The 16,276-nt window shown below is 41.4% G+C and carries 14 protein-coding genes; 2 read left to right on the top strand and 12 right to left on the bottom strand.

The window, feature by feature from the left end; all coding sequences use genetic code 11:
* Window positions 1-29: 29 nt before the first annotated feature.
* The 5 genes from GPS65_RS01300 to GPS65_RS01280 form a co-directional block, all read right to left on the bottom strand.
* Window positions 30-284, bottom strand: a complete 255-nt coding sequence (locus tag GPS65_RS01300; protein ID WP_008359596.1) for a hypothetical protein — start codon at window positions 282-284, stop codon at window positions 30-32.
* Window positions 285-473: 189 nt separating this feature from the next.
* Window positions 474-1,931, bottom strand: a complete 1,458-nt coding sequence (locus tag GPS65_RS01295) for a glycoside hydrolase family 32 protein (RefSeq protein ID WP_119125541.1) — start codon at window positions 1,929-1,931, stop codon at window positions 474-476.
* Between the two features lie 19 nt (window positions 1,932-1,950).
* Window positions 1,951-3,339 carry a sucrose-specific PTS transporter subunit IIBC gene (locus tag GPS65_RS01290; RefSeq protein ID WP_012011659.1) on the bottom strand — a complete coding sequence of 463 codons (1,389 nt, stop codon included), beginning with the start codon at window positions 3,337-3,339 and terminating at the stop codon, window positions 1,951-1,953.
* Window positions 3,340-3,593: 254 nt separating this feature from the next.
* Window positions 3,594-4,427 (bottom strand): PRD domain-containing protein, encoded by an 834-nt coding sequence (locus GPS65_RS01285; RefSeq protein ID WP_119125542.1) that lies wholly within the window; start codon window positions 4,425-4,427, stop codon window positions 3,594-3,596.
* Between the two features lie 52 nt (window positions 4,428-4,479).
* Complete coding sequence (locus GPS65_RS01280) at window positions 4,480-4,758, bottom strand: hypothetical protein (protein WP_012011661.1); 279 nt, start codon at window positions 4,756-4,758, stop codon at window positions 4,480-4,482.
* Between the two features lie 500 nt (window positions 4,759-5,258).
* On the opposite strand from GPS65_RS01280, the gene GPS65_RS01275 reads away from it, so the two are divergent.
* Entirely contained in the window at window positions 5,259-7,685 is a 2,427-nt protein-coding gene (locus tag GPS65_RS01275) for a S8 family peptidase (RefSeq protein WP_161985299.1), read from the top strand.
* A gap of 324 nt (window positions 7,686-8,009) precedes the next feature.
* Here GPS65_RS01275 and GPS65_RS01270 read toward each other — a convergent pair whose 3' ends face one another.
* The 3 genes from GPS65_RS01270 to GPS65_RS01260 form a co-directional block, all read right to left on the bottom strand.
* Window positions 8,010-9,011, bottom strand: coding sequence for an LLM class flavin-dependent oxidoreductase (locus tag GPS65_RS01270; protein ID WP_119125545.1), 1,002 nt, complete (start codon window positions 9,009-9,011; stop codon window positions 8,010-8,012).
* 55 nt (window positions 9,012-9,066) lie between these two features.
* On the bottom strand, window positions 9,067-9,816 hold the full coding sequence (nfsA, locus tag GPS65_RS01265; RefSeq protein WP_012011665.1) for an oxygen-insensitive NADPH nitroreductase: 750 nt from the start codon (window positions 9,814-9,816) through the stop codon (window positions 9,067-9,069).
* A 110-nt stretch (window positions 9,817-9,926) separates the two neighbouring features.
* Window positions 9,927-11,138, bottom strand: a complete 1,212-nt coding sequence (locus tag GPS65_RS01260; RefSeq protein ID WP_012011666.1) for an FtsW/RodA/SpoVE family cell cycle protein — start codon at window positions 11,136-11,138, stop codon at window positions 9,927-9,929.
* Window positions 11,139-11,614: 476 nt separating this feature from the next.
* Here GPS65_RS01260 and GPS65_RS01255 point away from each other — a divergent pair, with 476 nt between their 5' ends.
* Window positions 11,615-11,881 (top strand): spore morphogenesis/germination protein YwcE, encoded by a 267-nt coding sequence (locus tag GPS65_RS01255; protein ID WP_003215279.1) that lies wholly within the window; start codon window positions 11,615-11,617, stop codon window positions 11,879-11,881.
* A gap of 78 nt (window positions 11,882-11,959) precedes the next feature.
* Here the strand turns inward: GPS65_RS01255 and qoxD are convergent, their stop codons facing one another.
* The 4 genes from qoxD to qoxA are packed head-to-tail and all read right to left on the bottom strand — an operon-like array spanning window position 11,960 to window position 15,901.
* Window positions 11,960-12,340, bottom strand: a complete 381-nt coding sequence (gene qoxD / locus GPS65_RS01250; RefSeq protein WP_012011667.1) for a cytochrome aa3 quinol oxidase subunit IV — start codon at window positions 12,338-12,340, stop codon at window positions 11,960-11,962.
* Window position 12,341: 1 nt separating this feature from the next.
* On the bottom strand, window positions 12,342-12,959 hold the full coding sequence (gene qoxC / locus GPS65_RS01245) for a cytochrome aa3 quinol oxidase subunit III (protein WP_012011668.1): 618 nt from the start codon (window positions 12,957-12,959) through the stop codon (window positions 12,342-12,344).
* A complete protein-coding gene (gene qoxB, locus GPS65_RS01240) occupies window positions 12,959-14,917 on the bottom strand; it encodes a cytochrome aa3 quinol oxidase subunit I (protein WP_003215069.1) in 1,959 nt (652 codons plus the stop codon). The genes qoxC and qoxB overlap by 1 nt, the downstream gene beginning before the upstream one ends.
* Before the next feature lie 27 nt (window positions 14,918-14,944).
* The gene (gene qoxA, locus GPS65_RS01235; protein ID WP_088002709.1) at window positions 14,945-15,901 is read right to left on the bottom strand and encodes a cytochrome aa3 quinol oxidase subunit II; all 957 of its coding nucleotides are present in this window, start codon (window positions 15,899-15,901) and stop codon (window positions 14,945-14,947) included.
* Window positions 15,902-16,276 lie beyond the last annotated feature (375 nt).

Here is a 16,276-nt window from a genome sequence, read left to right as displayed (position 1 = left end):
AGGTATACTTTTTCACGATACATTCATACCTACTTTTGCTGATCAGATTCTTTCGCCATTTTTCGAATAAAGGCTTCAATAGATTCAACAAATAAGGCATATTCTTTCATTTGTTTATACGTATCTGACAGCTTCTCTTTTAATTCTTCCTGCTCTAGAGAAGGTTCACCGAGAATAGATTGGACTTGAATGAGCAATTCTTTATATTCTTCACGTTTATCTTCAACATGATCTGCCATTGTCTCCAAGCGTTTTCTAGTCGTCGGCTGCTGTTTTGAATTCAAGTAAACAACCCCTTTTTGTCCTATCGCATTTGGATAAACGTCAGCCTCAGCTGTATATATTTTAAAATGATACCATAATTCCACCTGTTATCATATATGTAAAACGTCATCAAACCGCTTCTGACAACGCTTGTATATACATGATATAGCCCCTAAGATACAGGCTGAATTCACTAGAAAAAAAGCAGATCATTGATCTACTTTTCTTTGTAAATGCCATGTTTTTAGTTTAAGTTTTGTTTCATTTCTGCCACTGATTGAGATTGATTTATTTCCCGGGGAAGGAAAGTAACGAGCAGTCAATACTTCTCTGCCTCCGTTTACAAAAATCTCAATTGAAGATGCATCGATCAAGATGTGAAGGTCGTGTAATTCCTCTATTGCCACTTCTCGAACTTCTTTTGTTCGATCTTCAAATCGCTCTCTCTCTAATGTCAGTTTGCCCTCATCTTTATCATAAATGATACGGGCTGCCGCACGAATACAGCATTCAAACCCTTTTTGTGTATCAATTTGATCAATGAATAACTCTGCACTCGTAATATCATCTACAGGAATCGATTGAACAGAGCGTTTGATATGGAAAACATGCTCTTGTTCGTTGGTTCTCATCGCCTGAAGCTCAGTGACGGGCTTTTGAATCAGATGTCCATCTTCATCTAAACGTAGCTCTCTTGGAATGGTGAGGCAGTGTATCCATTGATAAGAAATCGTTGGGTGATGCTCTTCTCCTTGATCAGGCACTCCCATCCATCCAATTAAAAGGCGTCTGCCTGATTCGTCTAGAAAGGTTTGCTGCGCATAGAAGTCAAAGCCTCGATCCAGCTCCTCAAACGCTCCGTGCGTATATTGATAGGTATGGTCATCCAATTTCCCAACAAAATAACCTGATTGATGTGTATTATGATATTTTAAGCCATTCGGCTCGAGCCCCTGCGGCGACACAATCAATACATCCCGTCCATCTAATTCAAATAGATCTGGACATTCCCACATATAGCCGAAATCCTCTAATCCATTTTTCCCACTGCCTGCAATGATGCCTTGAAACGTCCAATTGTCTAAAGTATCAGAGGTAAACAAGACGAGATTCCCTTTCAGATCAAGGCTTTGTGCACCTAGAACCATGTACCACTGGTCATTTCGCTTCCATACTTTCGGATCACGAAAATGGGCAGTGAATCCATCTGGAAGCGTCGCCACGACTCCTTTTTTCTGAAAATGAATGGCATCCTCTGAAACCGCTAAACATTGATACGTCTCGCGGTTCCCTTGTTCATCGCGAACGTTGCCAGTGTACATCACATACATATGTCCATCGTCAATGACTGCACTGCCAGAATAACAGCCGTTTTGATCAAACCAATCACTTGGCGCAAGGGCGGCTTCCTCGTGCTGCCAATTCACTAAATCTGTCGATGTGTAATGGCCCCAAAATTTTGCGCCGTGACCCGTTTTGAATGGCTGCCACTGATAAAAAATGTGGTAAACCCCTTTCCACTGAATCAACCCATTCGGGTCATTTAAAAGACCAACCGGCGGCATTAAATGAAAATGCTGGCGATACACATCTTTTTTCACCAAATGCTCATAGTTTCGAATACGTTCTACTACCTTTTGACGAAGTGCTGCGTCAGTTGTTGTCATGACTGTGACCACTCCTTGATTATTTTTCTACTTCTTTTACTTTAAACATGATAGTGAGAGTAAATGAGACCGCAACAGCGATTAACATACCAATCACATAATTCACCACATTTTGCACACCGAATGGCGCTGCAATCGCAATCATCGGAATACCAGTTAAACCATAGGCGTTGGCGGCTACCTTTGTGAAAACAACAAATGCCCCGCCTAATGCGCCTCCAATCATCGCGGCGATAAACGGCTTACGATAGCGGAGATTGACACCGAATATCACAGGCTCGGTAATCCCTAGGAAAGCAGAGAAAGCTGCAGGTAGTGCGATTTCCTTTGTTTTCGCTCGTTTCGCTAAGAAAAAGACCGCCAAACCTGCCCCGCCCTGTGCTACGTTAGACATCGCCCAAATTGGCAGCAAATAGTTACGTCCAATATCATTCAACAGTCCAGCTTCAATCGCATGGAAGCTATGATGAACCCCTGTGAGCACAATGAGTGAGTAGGCTCCTCCGAAAATGAGTCCTGCTAAGAACCCTGCATGATCATAAATAAATGTCAGTGCATTCGAAATTCCTGTACCGAGCATTCTTCCAAGCGGCCCAACAGCAATAAACGTCACAAATCCAGTCACAATCACCGTCACAAATGGGGTCACAAGTAAATCAATACTGTTCGGAACCACTTTTCTTAAATTCTTTTCAACAAGGCACATGATGTACACAGTCAATAACACTGGAATGACTGTTCCTTGGTAACCAAGAAGAGCAATATCAAAATTGAATAAATGCATATACTCTGGTTTCGCATCTGTCAGTCCCCACGGGTTGAGCAGGTTCGGGTGAATCATAATCCCCCCAATAACGGCTCCTAAATATGGATTTCCACCAAACTCTTTCGCTGCACTGACCCCAATTAAAATCGGCAAAATGATAAAGGCTGCGCTTGAGAACATATCAAGCATTTGAAAAATCGCGGAGCTTGGGTCAGCCCATTTGAAGGCTTTCATCATGCCTAATAAGCCCATTAATAAACCACTTGCAACAATGGCTGGAATGATCGGCACAAATATATTTGATAATGTCTTTGCAAAACGTGCAAGTGGATTCATTTTTTGTTTCACTGCTTCATCATGGCTGACAGGTTTTTGTTTCTCGTCGTCTGTCTCAAGGCCAGTCTCACGTGCAAAAGGTTCATATACTTTGTTGACTGCTCCCGTTCCAAAAATGATTTGGAATTGCCCCGAGCTTGAGAAAGCCCCCTTTACCCCTTCAAGTTCCTCAATGGCATCTTTGTCAATTAGCTCTTCATCTTTCATCACCAATCTGAGTCTTGTTGCACAATGCGTGGCACTGATGACATTTTCTTTGCCACCTAATAGTTCTGTTAATTCTTTGGCTGTTTTTTGATAATCCATGTTGTCTCCTCCTTTTTTAAAGCAAAAAAGACCTAAAATTCACCAACGATAAAAGGACATACACGTCCCCTCGTTACGCAAATTTTAGGTCTTGCCTGCCTGACAGTCACAATCCCACGATATCAAATTTTGATTACGCTTTCATCATAGTATAAGAGCGTGACCTGCGTCAACCTCTTTTTTCGAATCTATTGACCCATATACACTAATTAAAGTAGTGTGCATAAAAAAAAGCCTGCATGCAGGCACAACCACTAAACCAATTCGGCATCCTGCAGACGCTGGACATGCAGCGTGATGTAGCCGATCTCCGATTCAGGGAGATAAAGTTCATATTCATTTTTCAACAAATCAGCGAGTCCACGTGCACACTGGTAAGCCAAATCATACTTTGTTTGGATAAAACTCAGCATGTCATCGTCCATGATTTGAAATGCCTCATTTGATTCCAACCTGCCTAATGCATACCTCAAATGTGTCACAAGCCGCTGATAGGAAATACTATCCTCATCAATTGAATACTGAAAATAGCTTTCTATATGCTCGATCATTTCTTTGATCATCGTTGTATATTTCACGGTCTTTTTCATAGACTCCGTATTCATTTTGGCCGTATGAATATGGAGTGCTACATACCCTGCCTCATCGTCCGGCAGTTCAACCCCGAGCCGCTCCTTTACATAACGAATGGCATACTTTCCAATATCATATTCTTGCTTATATAAGACTTTGATCTCACCAAGCAATTTATTATATAGCAAAATGCCCTTTTGAATACGCTCAATGGCAAAGGATAAATGGTCAGTCAGTGATATGTGGATATGATCACTAAGCGGCATCATCAGTTCACCCTCTGCATAACTGATGATATGCTCTGCCACCTCAATATGCGCTTCGGGCAATGTTGCAAGGATTTGTTTGAATTTCTCATTTTCTTCACGCACAACAAAGATTTTCTCTATTTTTTGAACGGGAACGACGTCATTTTTCCCCTTCTGAAAAGCAATTCCGGGCCCCATCACAATTTTCTCCTGATCACCTTCCTTTACAACCACTGCATTGTTATTCAATATCTTATATATCTTCAAGGGGTATCCTCTCCCACCAGATAACGTTTCTTATGTGGGATTTTACCCTGTTTCATCTCCCATGTAAAGGTAAGAGCGGACCAGCACGCGCCTCTCTCGTCGTCTTCTCATCAAGCATTATCAGACTTTGCTTAAACGCTCTTTCTGACCTGCGCTTCTTGTTCTTTACTTCTGCCAGCTTCTCTAGCTCTCTCTCTTTCACGATTTGAAAGAAACGATCATCCACTGCAGCTGCCTGAAAACGTTGCTGCTTCATCATCACACCAGGATTCACAAGCACATTCATCATGAAACCAAACCATACACTCAACCAGTTTTTGAATTTCCTCACTGAACATCCCTCCGCTTTTCTTAGAATCTAGCAGTTCTAGCAAAACAACTGCTCCTATCATATCCCGAGAAAAAAGAGAGGTTTGTCACAATCTGGGTGAAAAAACAAACTAGTTTTCAGAAGTTTTGTTGAAAAGTGCAGAAGATCATCATGTACGAGGATGTTTCAATAAAAATTTTATACACACTATATCCAAAAGATAAGCACACCTTATCAACAGGGTTTATCCACATATCAACACCCCATTACTAGATTTTGTGTATGAGATTTTTTTGTTTTCCATATATATATCTAAATAATTGAGTTATCAACAGGAGTTTGTGCATAAGTGAGACTTTATAAACAAAATAGTTCTTTATAACTATGTAAAATAAGACCATTTTAGTAAAGGAATTGTTTTCATCGTATTGAATACTTAATAACGGGCAGTGAATCTTTCCTATTTATCCACAAAAAGAAAGGCTATCTCCCTAAAAACACATCTAGAAAGGGGAAAATTAATGAAAAAGGTCATCTCTCGTTCTTCCGTTCTATTGTTCTCCACTATTTTTGTTTTATCCACATTCTTTACAGGTCAACAGGCTGCTGCCGCTCCATCGAACAAACAGGTGGAACTGGAAAAAGCAGAAATCTTCGGTGAAATCAATGTCAAATCTAGAAAACATACCACTGTCATTGTTGAATTAAAGGAAAAATCTTTAGTTGAAGCAAAGCAAGAAGGCAAAGCTCAAACAAAAGCCTCCCTCAAAAAATCTCGAACAAAAGTAAAAAATGAAGCACTCAAAGAAATTGATAAAGCGAGTGTTCGTCAAGAATATGAAAAAGTCTTCTCTGGTTTCTCTATGAAACTTCCTGCAAACGAAATTCCGAAGCTGCTCGCAGTTGACGGAGTCAAAGCCGTTTATCCGGACGTTACATATCAAACAGATGAAGTGAAAAAGGAAAGCATTCAGCTTCCAAATGAAGATGTCTCCCCTCTTATGGATAAAAGCGCTCCGTTTATCGGTGCACCAAAAGCTTGGGATGCCGGCTACTCTGGAAAAGGGGTAAAAGTCGCTGTCATTGATACTGGAGTTGACTATACCCACCCTGATTTAAAAGGAAACTTTGGTTTATACAAAGGCTATGATTTTGTTGATAACGATTATTCTCCGCAAGAGACACCTAAAGGAGACCCTAGAGGTGAATCGACAGACCACGGCACACACGTTGCAGGGACAATTGCTGCCAATGGACAAATGAAAGGTGTCGCCAAGGATGCCACACTTCTTGCATACCGTGTACTTGGACCAGGCGGTTCTGGAACAACTGAAAACGTTCTTGCAGGCATCGACCGTGCTGTTACTGATGGAGCAGATGTTATGAACCTCTCTCTCGGAAACAGTGTGAATAACCCTGATTATGCTACAAGTATCGCACTTGATTGGGCCATGTCTGAAGGCGTTGTCGCTGTCACATCGAATGGAAACAGCGGTCCGAACAGCTGGACAGTCGGATCTCCCGGCACGTCAAGAGATGCCATATCTGTCGGAGCAACTCAGCTTCCTTACAGCCTTTACAATGTGACATTCCCGAACTATTCTACTGCAAAAGTGATGGGCTACTACCAAGAGAGTGATTTAAAAGCACTTGACCAAAAACAAGTCACACTCGTCCATGCAGGGATCGGTGACGAAAAAGCATTTGAAGACATTGATGTGAAAGGAAAGGTTGCCGTGATCGAGCGAGGAGCGATTGCCTTTGTTGATAAAGTCGACAATGCAAAAGCTGCTGGTGCAATCGGCGTTGTGATGTATAACAACACCGATGGGGAAATTCCAGTCGATGTACCAGGTCTTGCTCTTCCAACGATTAAGCTATCAAAAGCTGAAGGAACGGCGCTTGTCAATGCCATTGAGGCTGGAAATAATACAACGACTTTCTCCATTCAATTTGTTAAAGAGCTTAGTGAGCAAGTCGCTGACTTCTCCTCTCGCGGACCAGTTGTGGATACGTGGATGATTAAGCCTGATTTATCAGCGCCAGGGGTCAGCATTGTGAGTACAATCCCAACGCACGATCCTTCTCAGCCTTACGGATATGGATCAAAGCAAGGAACAAGCATGGCTTCACCGCATGTGGCTGGGGTTGCAGCGATCATTAAGCAAGCAAAACCATCTTACTCAACAGCACAAATTAAAGCATTGCTGATGAATACAGCAGAAAAACTATCCGATGCAAACGGCAGCCCATTCCCTCACAACACACAAGGGACAGGCAGTGTTCGAATCATCGAATCACTCCAAGCGTCATCTATCGTTTCTGATGCGAGTTATTCTTATGGCACTTTCTTGAAAGAAAAAGGCGTTCAAATCAAAACGAAGAAATTCAAGGTAGAGAACCTTTCAAAAGCACCGAAAACATACACCATTGATTACAAATTCGATGGCAGCGGCATCAGCACAAACGGAACGAAGAAAATCACTGTCAAAGGGAATTCCACAGGGTCCTTTACTTCCGCCGTACAAGTGAAATACGGTAAAACCAAAAAAGGAACGTACCAAGGTAGCATTACCCTTCGCGAAAATGGCAGAAAGGTCACAGAGATTCCGACTTTATTGATTGTAAAAGAACCTGATTATCCGCGCGTCACTTCGGTTTCTGTAGAGCCGGATAACCGTGCTGGAAGCTATGTCATTAGCAGCTATCTGCCTGGCGGAGCTGAAAACCTTGCATTCCTCGTCTACTCGACAGATGGAGAGTATTTAGGTGAAGCAGGTGTTTATCAACATGTTGATAAAGGAGAACACCGCGTAAAATGGAATGGCACAATCAATCAAGGTCAAAAGCTCGAATCTGGTGAGTATACAATGCTTGCGTATGCAAGTTTGAAAGGAAAATCCGACACTGTTCAAACGAAGGAACCTTTCGATATTTACCCTGAATAAATGTGAATCACAAGAAAAGCCTTGAATGAGCGGATCAGCTCATCAAGGCTTTTCGATCATATATGGAGGAAAGAGAGACTGATGTTGATATTGCTATGGATCGTTTCTTGTTTTACTGCTTTTTTTCTAACGATCACCCTGTTGTATTTTTTCACCCTTTTATATACGAAACATCCTCGTCCTTTTCATCAAACATGCGAGCTGACAGTCTATGTGTCCTTTATTTACCCGCTTAGTTTACTTATGACAGCCTCGTTTATTTTCATCATGATGCTTCTCTTCCCTCTCTACTGGCTACGTGGACGCTAACTAGACATACATACGTTATGCATCAAAGGCTTCTTTTAATAAACGATAGGATGTGAGCCGGTCTTGCATGCGGTGAGTGATGGTCACGGCGATCACTTCATTTGTACGATAAGCCTTCGTTAGTGCCGTCAGCTGCTTTTTCACAGAAGATGGCGTCCCAACCACCATTCTTTGACGATTGGCTGCCACACGTTTTTGTTCATATGGACTATAGGAATATGCTTGTGCCTTTTCATATGAAGGAAATCCCCCGAGGTTTTGCCCCTGTTCATTGGCAAGTAAGGATAAATCTAAGCTGACTGCCAGTTTTTCTGCCTGTTCCTCAGTTTCAGCACATAAAACGAAGACCGCCAGACTAACGCGCGGCTTCTCACCGAATGCTGATGGTTCGAAACGGTTGATATATTGTTCTACAGAATCTTCTCCACCTTCACCATTGATAAATAGAGCAAACGTATAGCCTGCACCTGCTTTCGCCGCAAGTCTTGCACTTCCTCCAGAGGAACCAAGCATCCATACCTCTGGTGCAGTCTCTACTTTCGGAGAAGCGGTTAAATGAGGCAATGGATAAAATTCATCTGCTAGGTCGTGTAAATAGACCTTCAACTCTTCTACTTGCTCAGGATATTGATCACCTAGACGTTTTCGTTCACCATGATGAAGAGCAATGGAAGAAATCGGCATACCGCCAGGAGCACGTCCAATCCCAAGATCGATTCTGCCAGGAGCGAGAGCCTCGAGAACCCTGAAGTTCTCTGCTACTTTATACGCGCTGTAGTGCGGCAGCATCACACCGCCTGAGCCAATACGTATATGTGACGTAACGGCTGATAAATGACCGAGGAGCACCTCTGGACTCGATCCTGCAAGCCGGTTTGAAAAGTGATGCTCTGATACCCAAAATCGGTGATAGCCCCACTTTTCTGCCTGTTTTGCCAATTCAACCGTTTGCTTCAAGGCTTCAGCAGGAGTTGCATCTCCAATTAAAGGAGATTGATCCAGTATACTTAATTTCATCTTACTGCACCTCTTACAGAAATCCCCCTCTCTCCATCGAAAGGGGGATTTCTATTTATTTTCGATTAAAGCCCTTCTCTTTTACAAATTCCCCAAGGAAGGCACGCTTTGGCTGACTAAAGCCGCGAAGCATCTGCTTAGACCAAGTATCTGTTCTCTCTCCGTTTGTTCGTTCTTCATAATAGGATGAAATACGATCATCGTATTCTTTTAAATAACGATCCACATGCGCTTCATCTTGCTGATATGAATTTTCATGATAAATGAGTTCAACTGGCAGCCGTTCCTTTTGTGACGATTGACTTGCTGGATGTCCGACAACCAGACCAAATAACGGCAACACATATGATGGTGTTTCAAGCAGATCAGAGACTTCTCTCAGTTGATTGCGCAGACCGCCAATATAGCAGATCCCAAGTCCCATTGATTCTGCGGCTATACTCATATTTTGTGCAGCGAGTGCCGTATCAATGACGCTAATGAGAAAGGCTTCCGTATTCTCAAGCGCCTCCTGATGATTCTTCCCTGCTTTTTTTGCAATATCATCATGGCGTTTCAAGTCTGCACAGAAGACAAAGAAATGCCCATTCTTCTCAACGTACGGCTGATTCCCAGCCAGTTCAGCAAGCTTGGCCTTCTTCTTTTGATCTGTCACACCAATAATACTGTACGCCTGTACATAGCTTGATGTCGAAGCAGCCTGTGCACTTTTAATGAGTGTCAGCACCTCTTCTTCGGACAAACGCTCGTCTGTAAACGAACGAATGGACCGATGATTTAATATCGTTTCTATCGTTTTGTTCAATTCGAAGACCTCCTTCACTTCTCCTATCATAAGACAAAGACATATGGCTTTTCAAAAATTAAAACTCGAATGAAAAAAGACAGTCTATGCTTAGACTGCCCTTACCCGTTTTATTTAAATAAATAACTTTGGTATTTCGTTAATTGAACACTTGCGTTATAAGCAATTCCGAATCCAATGAGAACAGATAAGACAGAACTTCCTCCGAAGCTGATAAATAGGAGCGGAATCCCTGTTACAGGCATTACGCCGATGTTCATCCCAATGTTCTGGAACGTATGGATTACAATAAGTGCTGTATATCCTACACAGAAGAATGACGCAAATCGGCTATAAGGATGGATACGGTCAATCAGCACGACAAGCCGGTAGATCAAGAAGAAGAACATGATCACAACAAACGCACAGCCAATAAAACCAAAGGCTTCTCCTATAATGGAGAAAATCATGTCTGTTTGTGCTTCTGGGACATAGACTTTTAAGTTTTTAACCCCATTCCCAAAAATCTGTCCAGCCCCAATAGCCATAATGGCCTGGTCTACTTGATATTTATCAGACCCAGACGAATCCTGAGTCTGCGCTTGGTTGGCTGATGTAGAGCTATCAGGCAGCCAAGCGGTAATCCGGTTAATTTGATACTGCTGAATACCAATTGTTTTCGCAACATCAGGGAAGAGAATGATCACGGCTAACACAGCGGCAACTAAAAGCACAACCACAGAACCGATGAGAGAAATCAGCTTCCAATTGACCCCTGATAAAAACACCATCACAACGACAATAAACATACAAACAGCTGCTGTACCTGCATCCTGTAAGAAAATTAGCCCAACTGGAACGGCTGATACCCCGGCAATTTTTAATAGTAGGAAGATATCATCCTCTAATGTCCGTTTTCCTCTAGGGCTTGACTTACCGATGACAGATGCAAGCATCATAATCAAACCAATTTTCATAAACTCTGAAGGCTGAAGTGTTCCAACTCCTGGTATTACAAACCAGCTTTTTGCACCATTTTTAATTGGGGCAAAATCATGGCTTCCAATTTTTGCAGGAGCAACTTTCAGAAAGAGTAACAGCAGTATACCACCTATAAAAATATAGAGACTTAGCTTCTCTAATTGCTCCAAATCAAAGTAATTTATCGCTACAATACATATAACGCCGACCATGTAGTAAATAATCTGCCTCGTCCATGCATTAGATCCATACTGTCCAAATTGACCCGCAGCATAAATCGCAATGACACTAATGGCAAAGAAGGCTAAAAATATAAAAATTAAATCCCCTTGATAGTATGGAGATGTATTCCTCTTGTTCATGAACTAACCACCCTTATTACAAAACATAAAAGCCCTTATTTATATTAGATTGAAATTTTCACAAAAGCAACTCACCTTAAATATGACGGAAGATACCTCCGAAAGGTTCCAATCATTTTTCAAAAAATGAAATACTTTTCATCCTAACAATAGGAAAAAATTCCTCTATACTCTTTTCATTCAACCGATCATGAGTCCTTTAAAAAGATTATTTTACAGATATTAAGGGGAAAATTCAATGACCTATGTGGCGATATGACAAGCAATTATTAAACCAACATAAGCTGTACGAAGAGAAAAAGAAAAATCCACCTTCTACGGAATAAGGCCCATTTTCCAATTATTGAGTTTACTTCAAAGTCAATTGTGGTATAATACTTGTAACAAAATGTTCACAATATCTCCTAAAAACAGACACAATTGCATCCTGACCTCTCATTTGAATTGAACATCAACTTACAAAGGAGTTGGATACGATGGATATGTTCTTTGCGTACCTATGTATTGCAACGGCTACACCCCTGTTTTTATGGTTGGAAAACAGAAAAATTGCACTTGCTTCTATTCCACCCATTATGATTATGTGGATTTTCTTCGGTCTTTACATGACAAGCAGTTTATCTCCAGCAGGACATACCTTCATGATCGCATTCTTTGCCATTAACGTCATTTTGGCACACATTGCAGCGTTCCTCATTTATGGACTTCCATTCATTCGTAAAAGATTCAGTAGCACCAGATAAATAACGCCCACTTATTGAAGGGCGTTATCAACATCAAAGATAAAAACCACTCACCTTTAAAAGATGAGTGGTTTTTTATTATTTCTCTGAATGCTCAGATTGCTTTGGCGCAGAAGGTGAATAACCGTCTTTGCTGTTCTCTCCGTGGCTGTAGTGAGCCGCAAAGATCCAAACAGATCCGATAACGAAGATAATCGCACAAAACAGACCAAACAATGTATTTCCGACTTGAACAGTTCCGTTCTCGCTTTCTGTCATGTGCATAAACATGAATAGCTGCAAGAACGCTTGAATGAAAGCAAAACCAAAGATAATCCATAGTTTTGCAGAACTGCCAATTTCAGCTCCAATAGCAATCCAGAATGCTAAAACGGTTAGCACGATGGATAGAATGAAGCCAACTACGTGTTTCCAAGGGAAGTGTTCGTGCTCTGCTGAGGAATGTGTTTTTCCAGCCATATCACAAAAGCCCCCCTAATCCGATCAAGTAAACAGCTGTGAAGATGAAGATCCATACAACATCAAGGAAATGCCAGTATAGACTTGAGATAAAAATCTTCGATGCTGTTTGTGGAGTTAATCCACGTTTTTTAATTTGGAACAAGACCCCGGTAATCCAGAAGATACCGATAGATACGTGTAATCCGTGAGTTCCTAAGAGTACAAAGAATGCAGACCAATACGCACTTGTATGGATGCTCGCACCCTCGTGTACATAATGGAAGAACTCAAAAAGCTCAAATCCAACAAATCCTGCACCTAGAAGCAGTGTAAGAATCGTCCAAATGACAACCCCTTTTGTACTTCCACGGCGCATTTCATGAACAGCAATCCCACATGTAAATGAACTAACCAATAGCAGGAATGTCATGATCAATACAAGCTTCATATCAAACAGCTCAGCTGGTAAAACGCCGCCAGCTGTTCTGCCATGAAGAACAAAGTAGGTCGCAAAAAGTGTTGAGAATAACACGATTTCCGCGCCAAGGAATATCCAGAAACCAAGAATGTTTAAACGTCCCGTTTCAGACTGATATTCAAGCGGTGCATTTGCATAGCTGCTATCATTATGTCCCATTACTTTTGCGCCTCCTTATTCTTTTTCTCTGTTTCAATCACTTCTTCAACAGGAATATAGTAGCCATCATCATATTCAAATGAACGTAAAATCATTGTTGCGAATACACCGATTAAGCCAATAACGCCAATCCAGTACCATTCAAATACAAGACCGAATGCTCCAAGTCCGAAGAATGCAGACATGATAAGCGGTCTACCTGAATTGTGCGGCATGTGAATTTTCTTGAATTCTTTCTCAGGATGAACGTCTACATTGTTTTGCTTCCAATGATGGAATGCATCTGGTGTTGTCACTTCTGGAAGTGCTGCAAAGTTATAATGCGGCGGAATTGCAGAAGATGTCGCCCAGTCAAGAGTACGTCCTTCTCCCCAGCTGTCTCCAGACACTTCACGTTTCGCGTGTCTCCAGCTGTAGTAAATGTTGTAGCAAAGGATGATGAATCCGACACCCATCATAAATGCACCAATTGTTGAAATAAAGTTTAGTGCAGTCCAGCCATCTTCTGGTCCGTACGTATAAATACGTCTTGGCATTCCTTGCAGTCCTAAGAAGTACTGCGGGAAGAAACAGATGTTAAATCCGATCATGAATACCCAGAAGAACCATTTGCCGATTCTTTCGTTTAACTTGTAACCAAACATTTTTGGATACCAGAAAACAAGACCAGCAAAACATGCAAAGACAGTACCTGCGATTAATACATAGTGGAAGTGGGATACTAGGAAGTACGTATTATGGTACTGGTAATCCGCAGCTGCCATCGCAAGCATAACCCCAGTGACACCACCGATAACAAAGTTCGGGATGAAACCAAGTGCCCAAAGCATTGGTGAAGTAAAACTGATACGGCCTCGATACATCGTAAAGAGCCAGTTAAAGATTTTCACACCTGTTGGTACGGAAATCGCCATTGTTGTAATCGAGAAGAATGAGTTAACCGCTGCACTGTTCCCCATTGTAAAGAAGTGGTGAACCCACACAAGGAAACTAAGAACAGAGATTGCCACAATCGATACAACCATCGCTTTGTAACCAAACAACTGTTTTCTTGAGAACGTCGCAAAGATTTCTGAGAAAATACCGAAAGCCGGCAGGATAACGATATATACCTCAGGATGTCCCCAAATCCAGAAAAGGTTCGCCCAAAGCATTGGCATACCGCCTGCTTCGAGTGTAAAGAATGCAGAACCGAATAAACGATCAAATGTCATAAGTGCTAAAGCAACTGTTAGTACAGGGAATGCGAATACGATGATGACAGACGTGATCAATGTTGTCCATGTAAACATTGGCATACGCATGAGCGTCATACCTTTTGTACGCATTTTTAAGATGGTCACCATGAAGTTAATACCCGTCATAAGTGTACCAATACCTGCAATTTGGAGCCCGAGCAAGTAATAGTTCTGTCCAGGTCCTGGTGAGAAATCATTTCCGGCGAGCGGCATGTAACTCGTCCAGCCTGCACTTGGTGATCCTCCAATAACGAAGGAAATGTTGAACAGCATCGCTCCGACCATAAATGTCCAGAAACTCAGGTTGTTCAAGTAAGGGAATGCAACGTCACGCGCACCAATTTGAAGAGGTACAACGACGTTGATTAAACCAATTAAAAATGGCATCGCCATGAATAAAATCATGATCGTACCATGCGTTGTGAAAATTTCATTATAGTGGTTGGAATCTAAAAACGTATTATTAGGAAGCGCCAGCTGTGCGCGCATCATCAGTCCGTCTACCCCACCGCGGAAGAACATAATCACAGCAGCAAGGATATACATGATCCCAAGCTTTTTATGATCAACTGATGTTAGCCATTCTTTCCAGAGCCATTTCCACTTTTTAAAGTAGGTTAAAACAAACACGATAGCAATGGAAGTAAGAGCGATAGAAATTTGCGCACCAAGAATTAATGGGTCTCCAGTTACAAAAAACTCATCCCATTTCAAATGCATAACGGCCTCCTCCTTTCCTTAGTCAGTTTATTCATTATCTAGTTTTCTTTTATAGTTCTTCACATTCTCGAAAGGATCTGTTTTGGAATGCGGAGAAACTGATTGGTAACCTAAACGTTTGCGTGCTTGGAGTGCGTATTCAGAATCCTCTCCATGCTTCGCAAAGGATAAATGTGTTGATGAGAATGTCTGCACATCTGCAGCATCAGGAAGCATCAAGTAGTCATACGTTTTCTTCGTTAACTTCGGTGCTTCTTTTTTCGTTTTGCTTACCCATTTATCATAGTCAGACTGCTTCATCGCATTGACTTTGAATTTTTGTTGAGCAAAGCCCTCGCCTGTGAAGTTGGCGTTTCTTCCTTCATATGTGCCAACTTGATCAGCTTGAAGATATTGTTCCATCTCCATTCCAGCCATCGCATACTTCTCCCCGCCTAGCTGAGGAATCCATAGTGATGCCATTGTATCAGCAGAAGTGATTTTGAATAAAACCGGCTGATCTTTTGGAATGTTTAAGTAGTTCACTGTCTCAATATTTTCCTCTGGATAGCTGAAAATCCATTTCCAATCAACAGCTGTAGCATAAACGACAAGAGGATCTTTATGGCTTGTTGCTTGAGGTGCCTCTTCCAAAGAGTAAATGGTTTTTACAGTTGGAACTGAAAGGGCAGCAACGATTAATATTGGGATCACTGTCCAGACAACTTCTAGAAGCGTATTCCCGTGTAGTTCTGGGTTATAAGAGGCGTTTCCAACGTCCTTACGCTCACGGTATTTAACCAAAATAATGGTAAACAATACAAATACCGCACCAACGATAAAGAGCATGAATCCGATGGATAAAAGGATTAAGTCTTTTTGTTGTGCTGCGACAGGTCCTTTAGGATCTAAAACAGCGATATTGCTGCAACCTCCTAATAGAAAAACACTCACGAGCATCGCTAATAAAAGCATAGGTTTAATGGCTCTGAACAAGAAGATCACCATCCTTCCTTAGATAATGTATAAATTGCTGAATAATTGTGAAAAGCCATCTGCCTTCGAAAACTTTTCTTCCCTTTGTAATGCTATCAAAATCTGTTAGAGTTAGCTTCCCTTTTTTCAAAAGTTCATTTATTTTTCAACAGATTTCTATTAAAATGTCATAAATTCGACATAAATTTATATTATTGCACACACAATAAATTTCTAGGATTTTGAAAAGTTGAGAGTTGAAGGCAAAGGACAAACAATCAAGAACTTTGTCAAATTTAGGTTTACCACAATAAAAAAGTTTGGTCAAATTTCAATTTAACTTAATGAAATTTTATCTAGGTAAACAATTTCGAAATAGGTATCCCCACATTTAACAAAAACCTT

The sequence above is a fragment of the Bacillus pumilus genome, assembly GCF_009937765.1.
GTDB classification, from domain to species: domain Bacteria; phylum Bacillota; class Bacilli; order Bacillales; family Bacillaceae; genus Bacillus; species Bacillus pumilus_O.
Note: the sequence above shows the minus strand (reverse complement) of the source record. Positions and strands in the feature narration are given on the sequence as shown.

Coding starts and splice junctions, on each gene's coding strand:
- qoxB (WP_003215069.1), bottom strand. CDS start 14,917: ATGCATTTGAAATGGGATGAGTTTTTTGTAACTGGAGACCCATTAATT.
- qoxD (WP_012011667.1), bottom strand. CDS start 12,340: ATGGCTGGAAAAACACATTCCTCAGCAGAGCACGAACACTTCCCTTGG.
- GPS65_RS01295 (WP_119125541.1), bottom strand. CDS start 1,931: ATGACAACAACTGACGCAGCACTTCGTCAAAAGGTAGTAGAACGTATT.
- GPS65_RS01275 (WP_161985299.1), top strand. CDS start 5,259: ATGAAAAAGGTCATCTCTCGTTCTTCCGTTCTATTGTTCTCCACTATT.
- GPS65_RS01270 (WP_119125545.1), bottom strand. CDS start 9,011: ATGAAATTAAGTATACTGGATCAATCTCCTTTAATTGGAGATGCAACT.
- GPS65_RS01255 (WP_003215279.1), top strand. CDS start 11,615: ATGGATATGTTCTTTGCGTACCTATGTATTGCAACGGCTACACCCCTG.
- GPS65_RS01260 (WP_012011666.1), bottom strand. CDS start 11,138: ATGAACAAGAGGAATACATCTCCATACTATCAAGGGGATTTAATTTTT.
- qoxC (WP_012011668.1), bottom strand. CDS start 12,959: ATGGGACATAATGATAGCAGCTATGCAAATGCACCGCTTGAATATCAG.
- GPS65_RS01290 (WP_012011659.1), bottom strand. CDS start 3,339: ATGGATTATCAAAAAACAGCCAAAGAATTAACAGAACTATTAGGTGGC.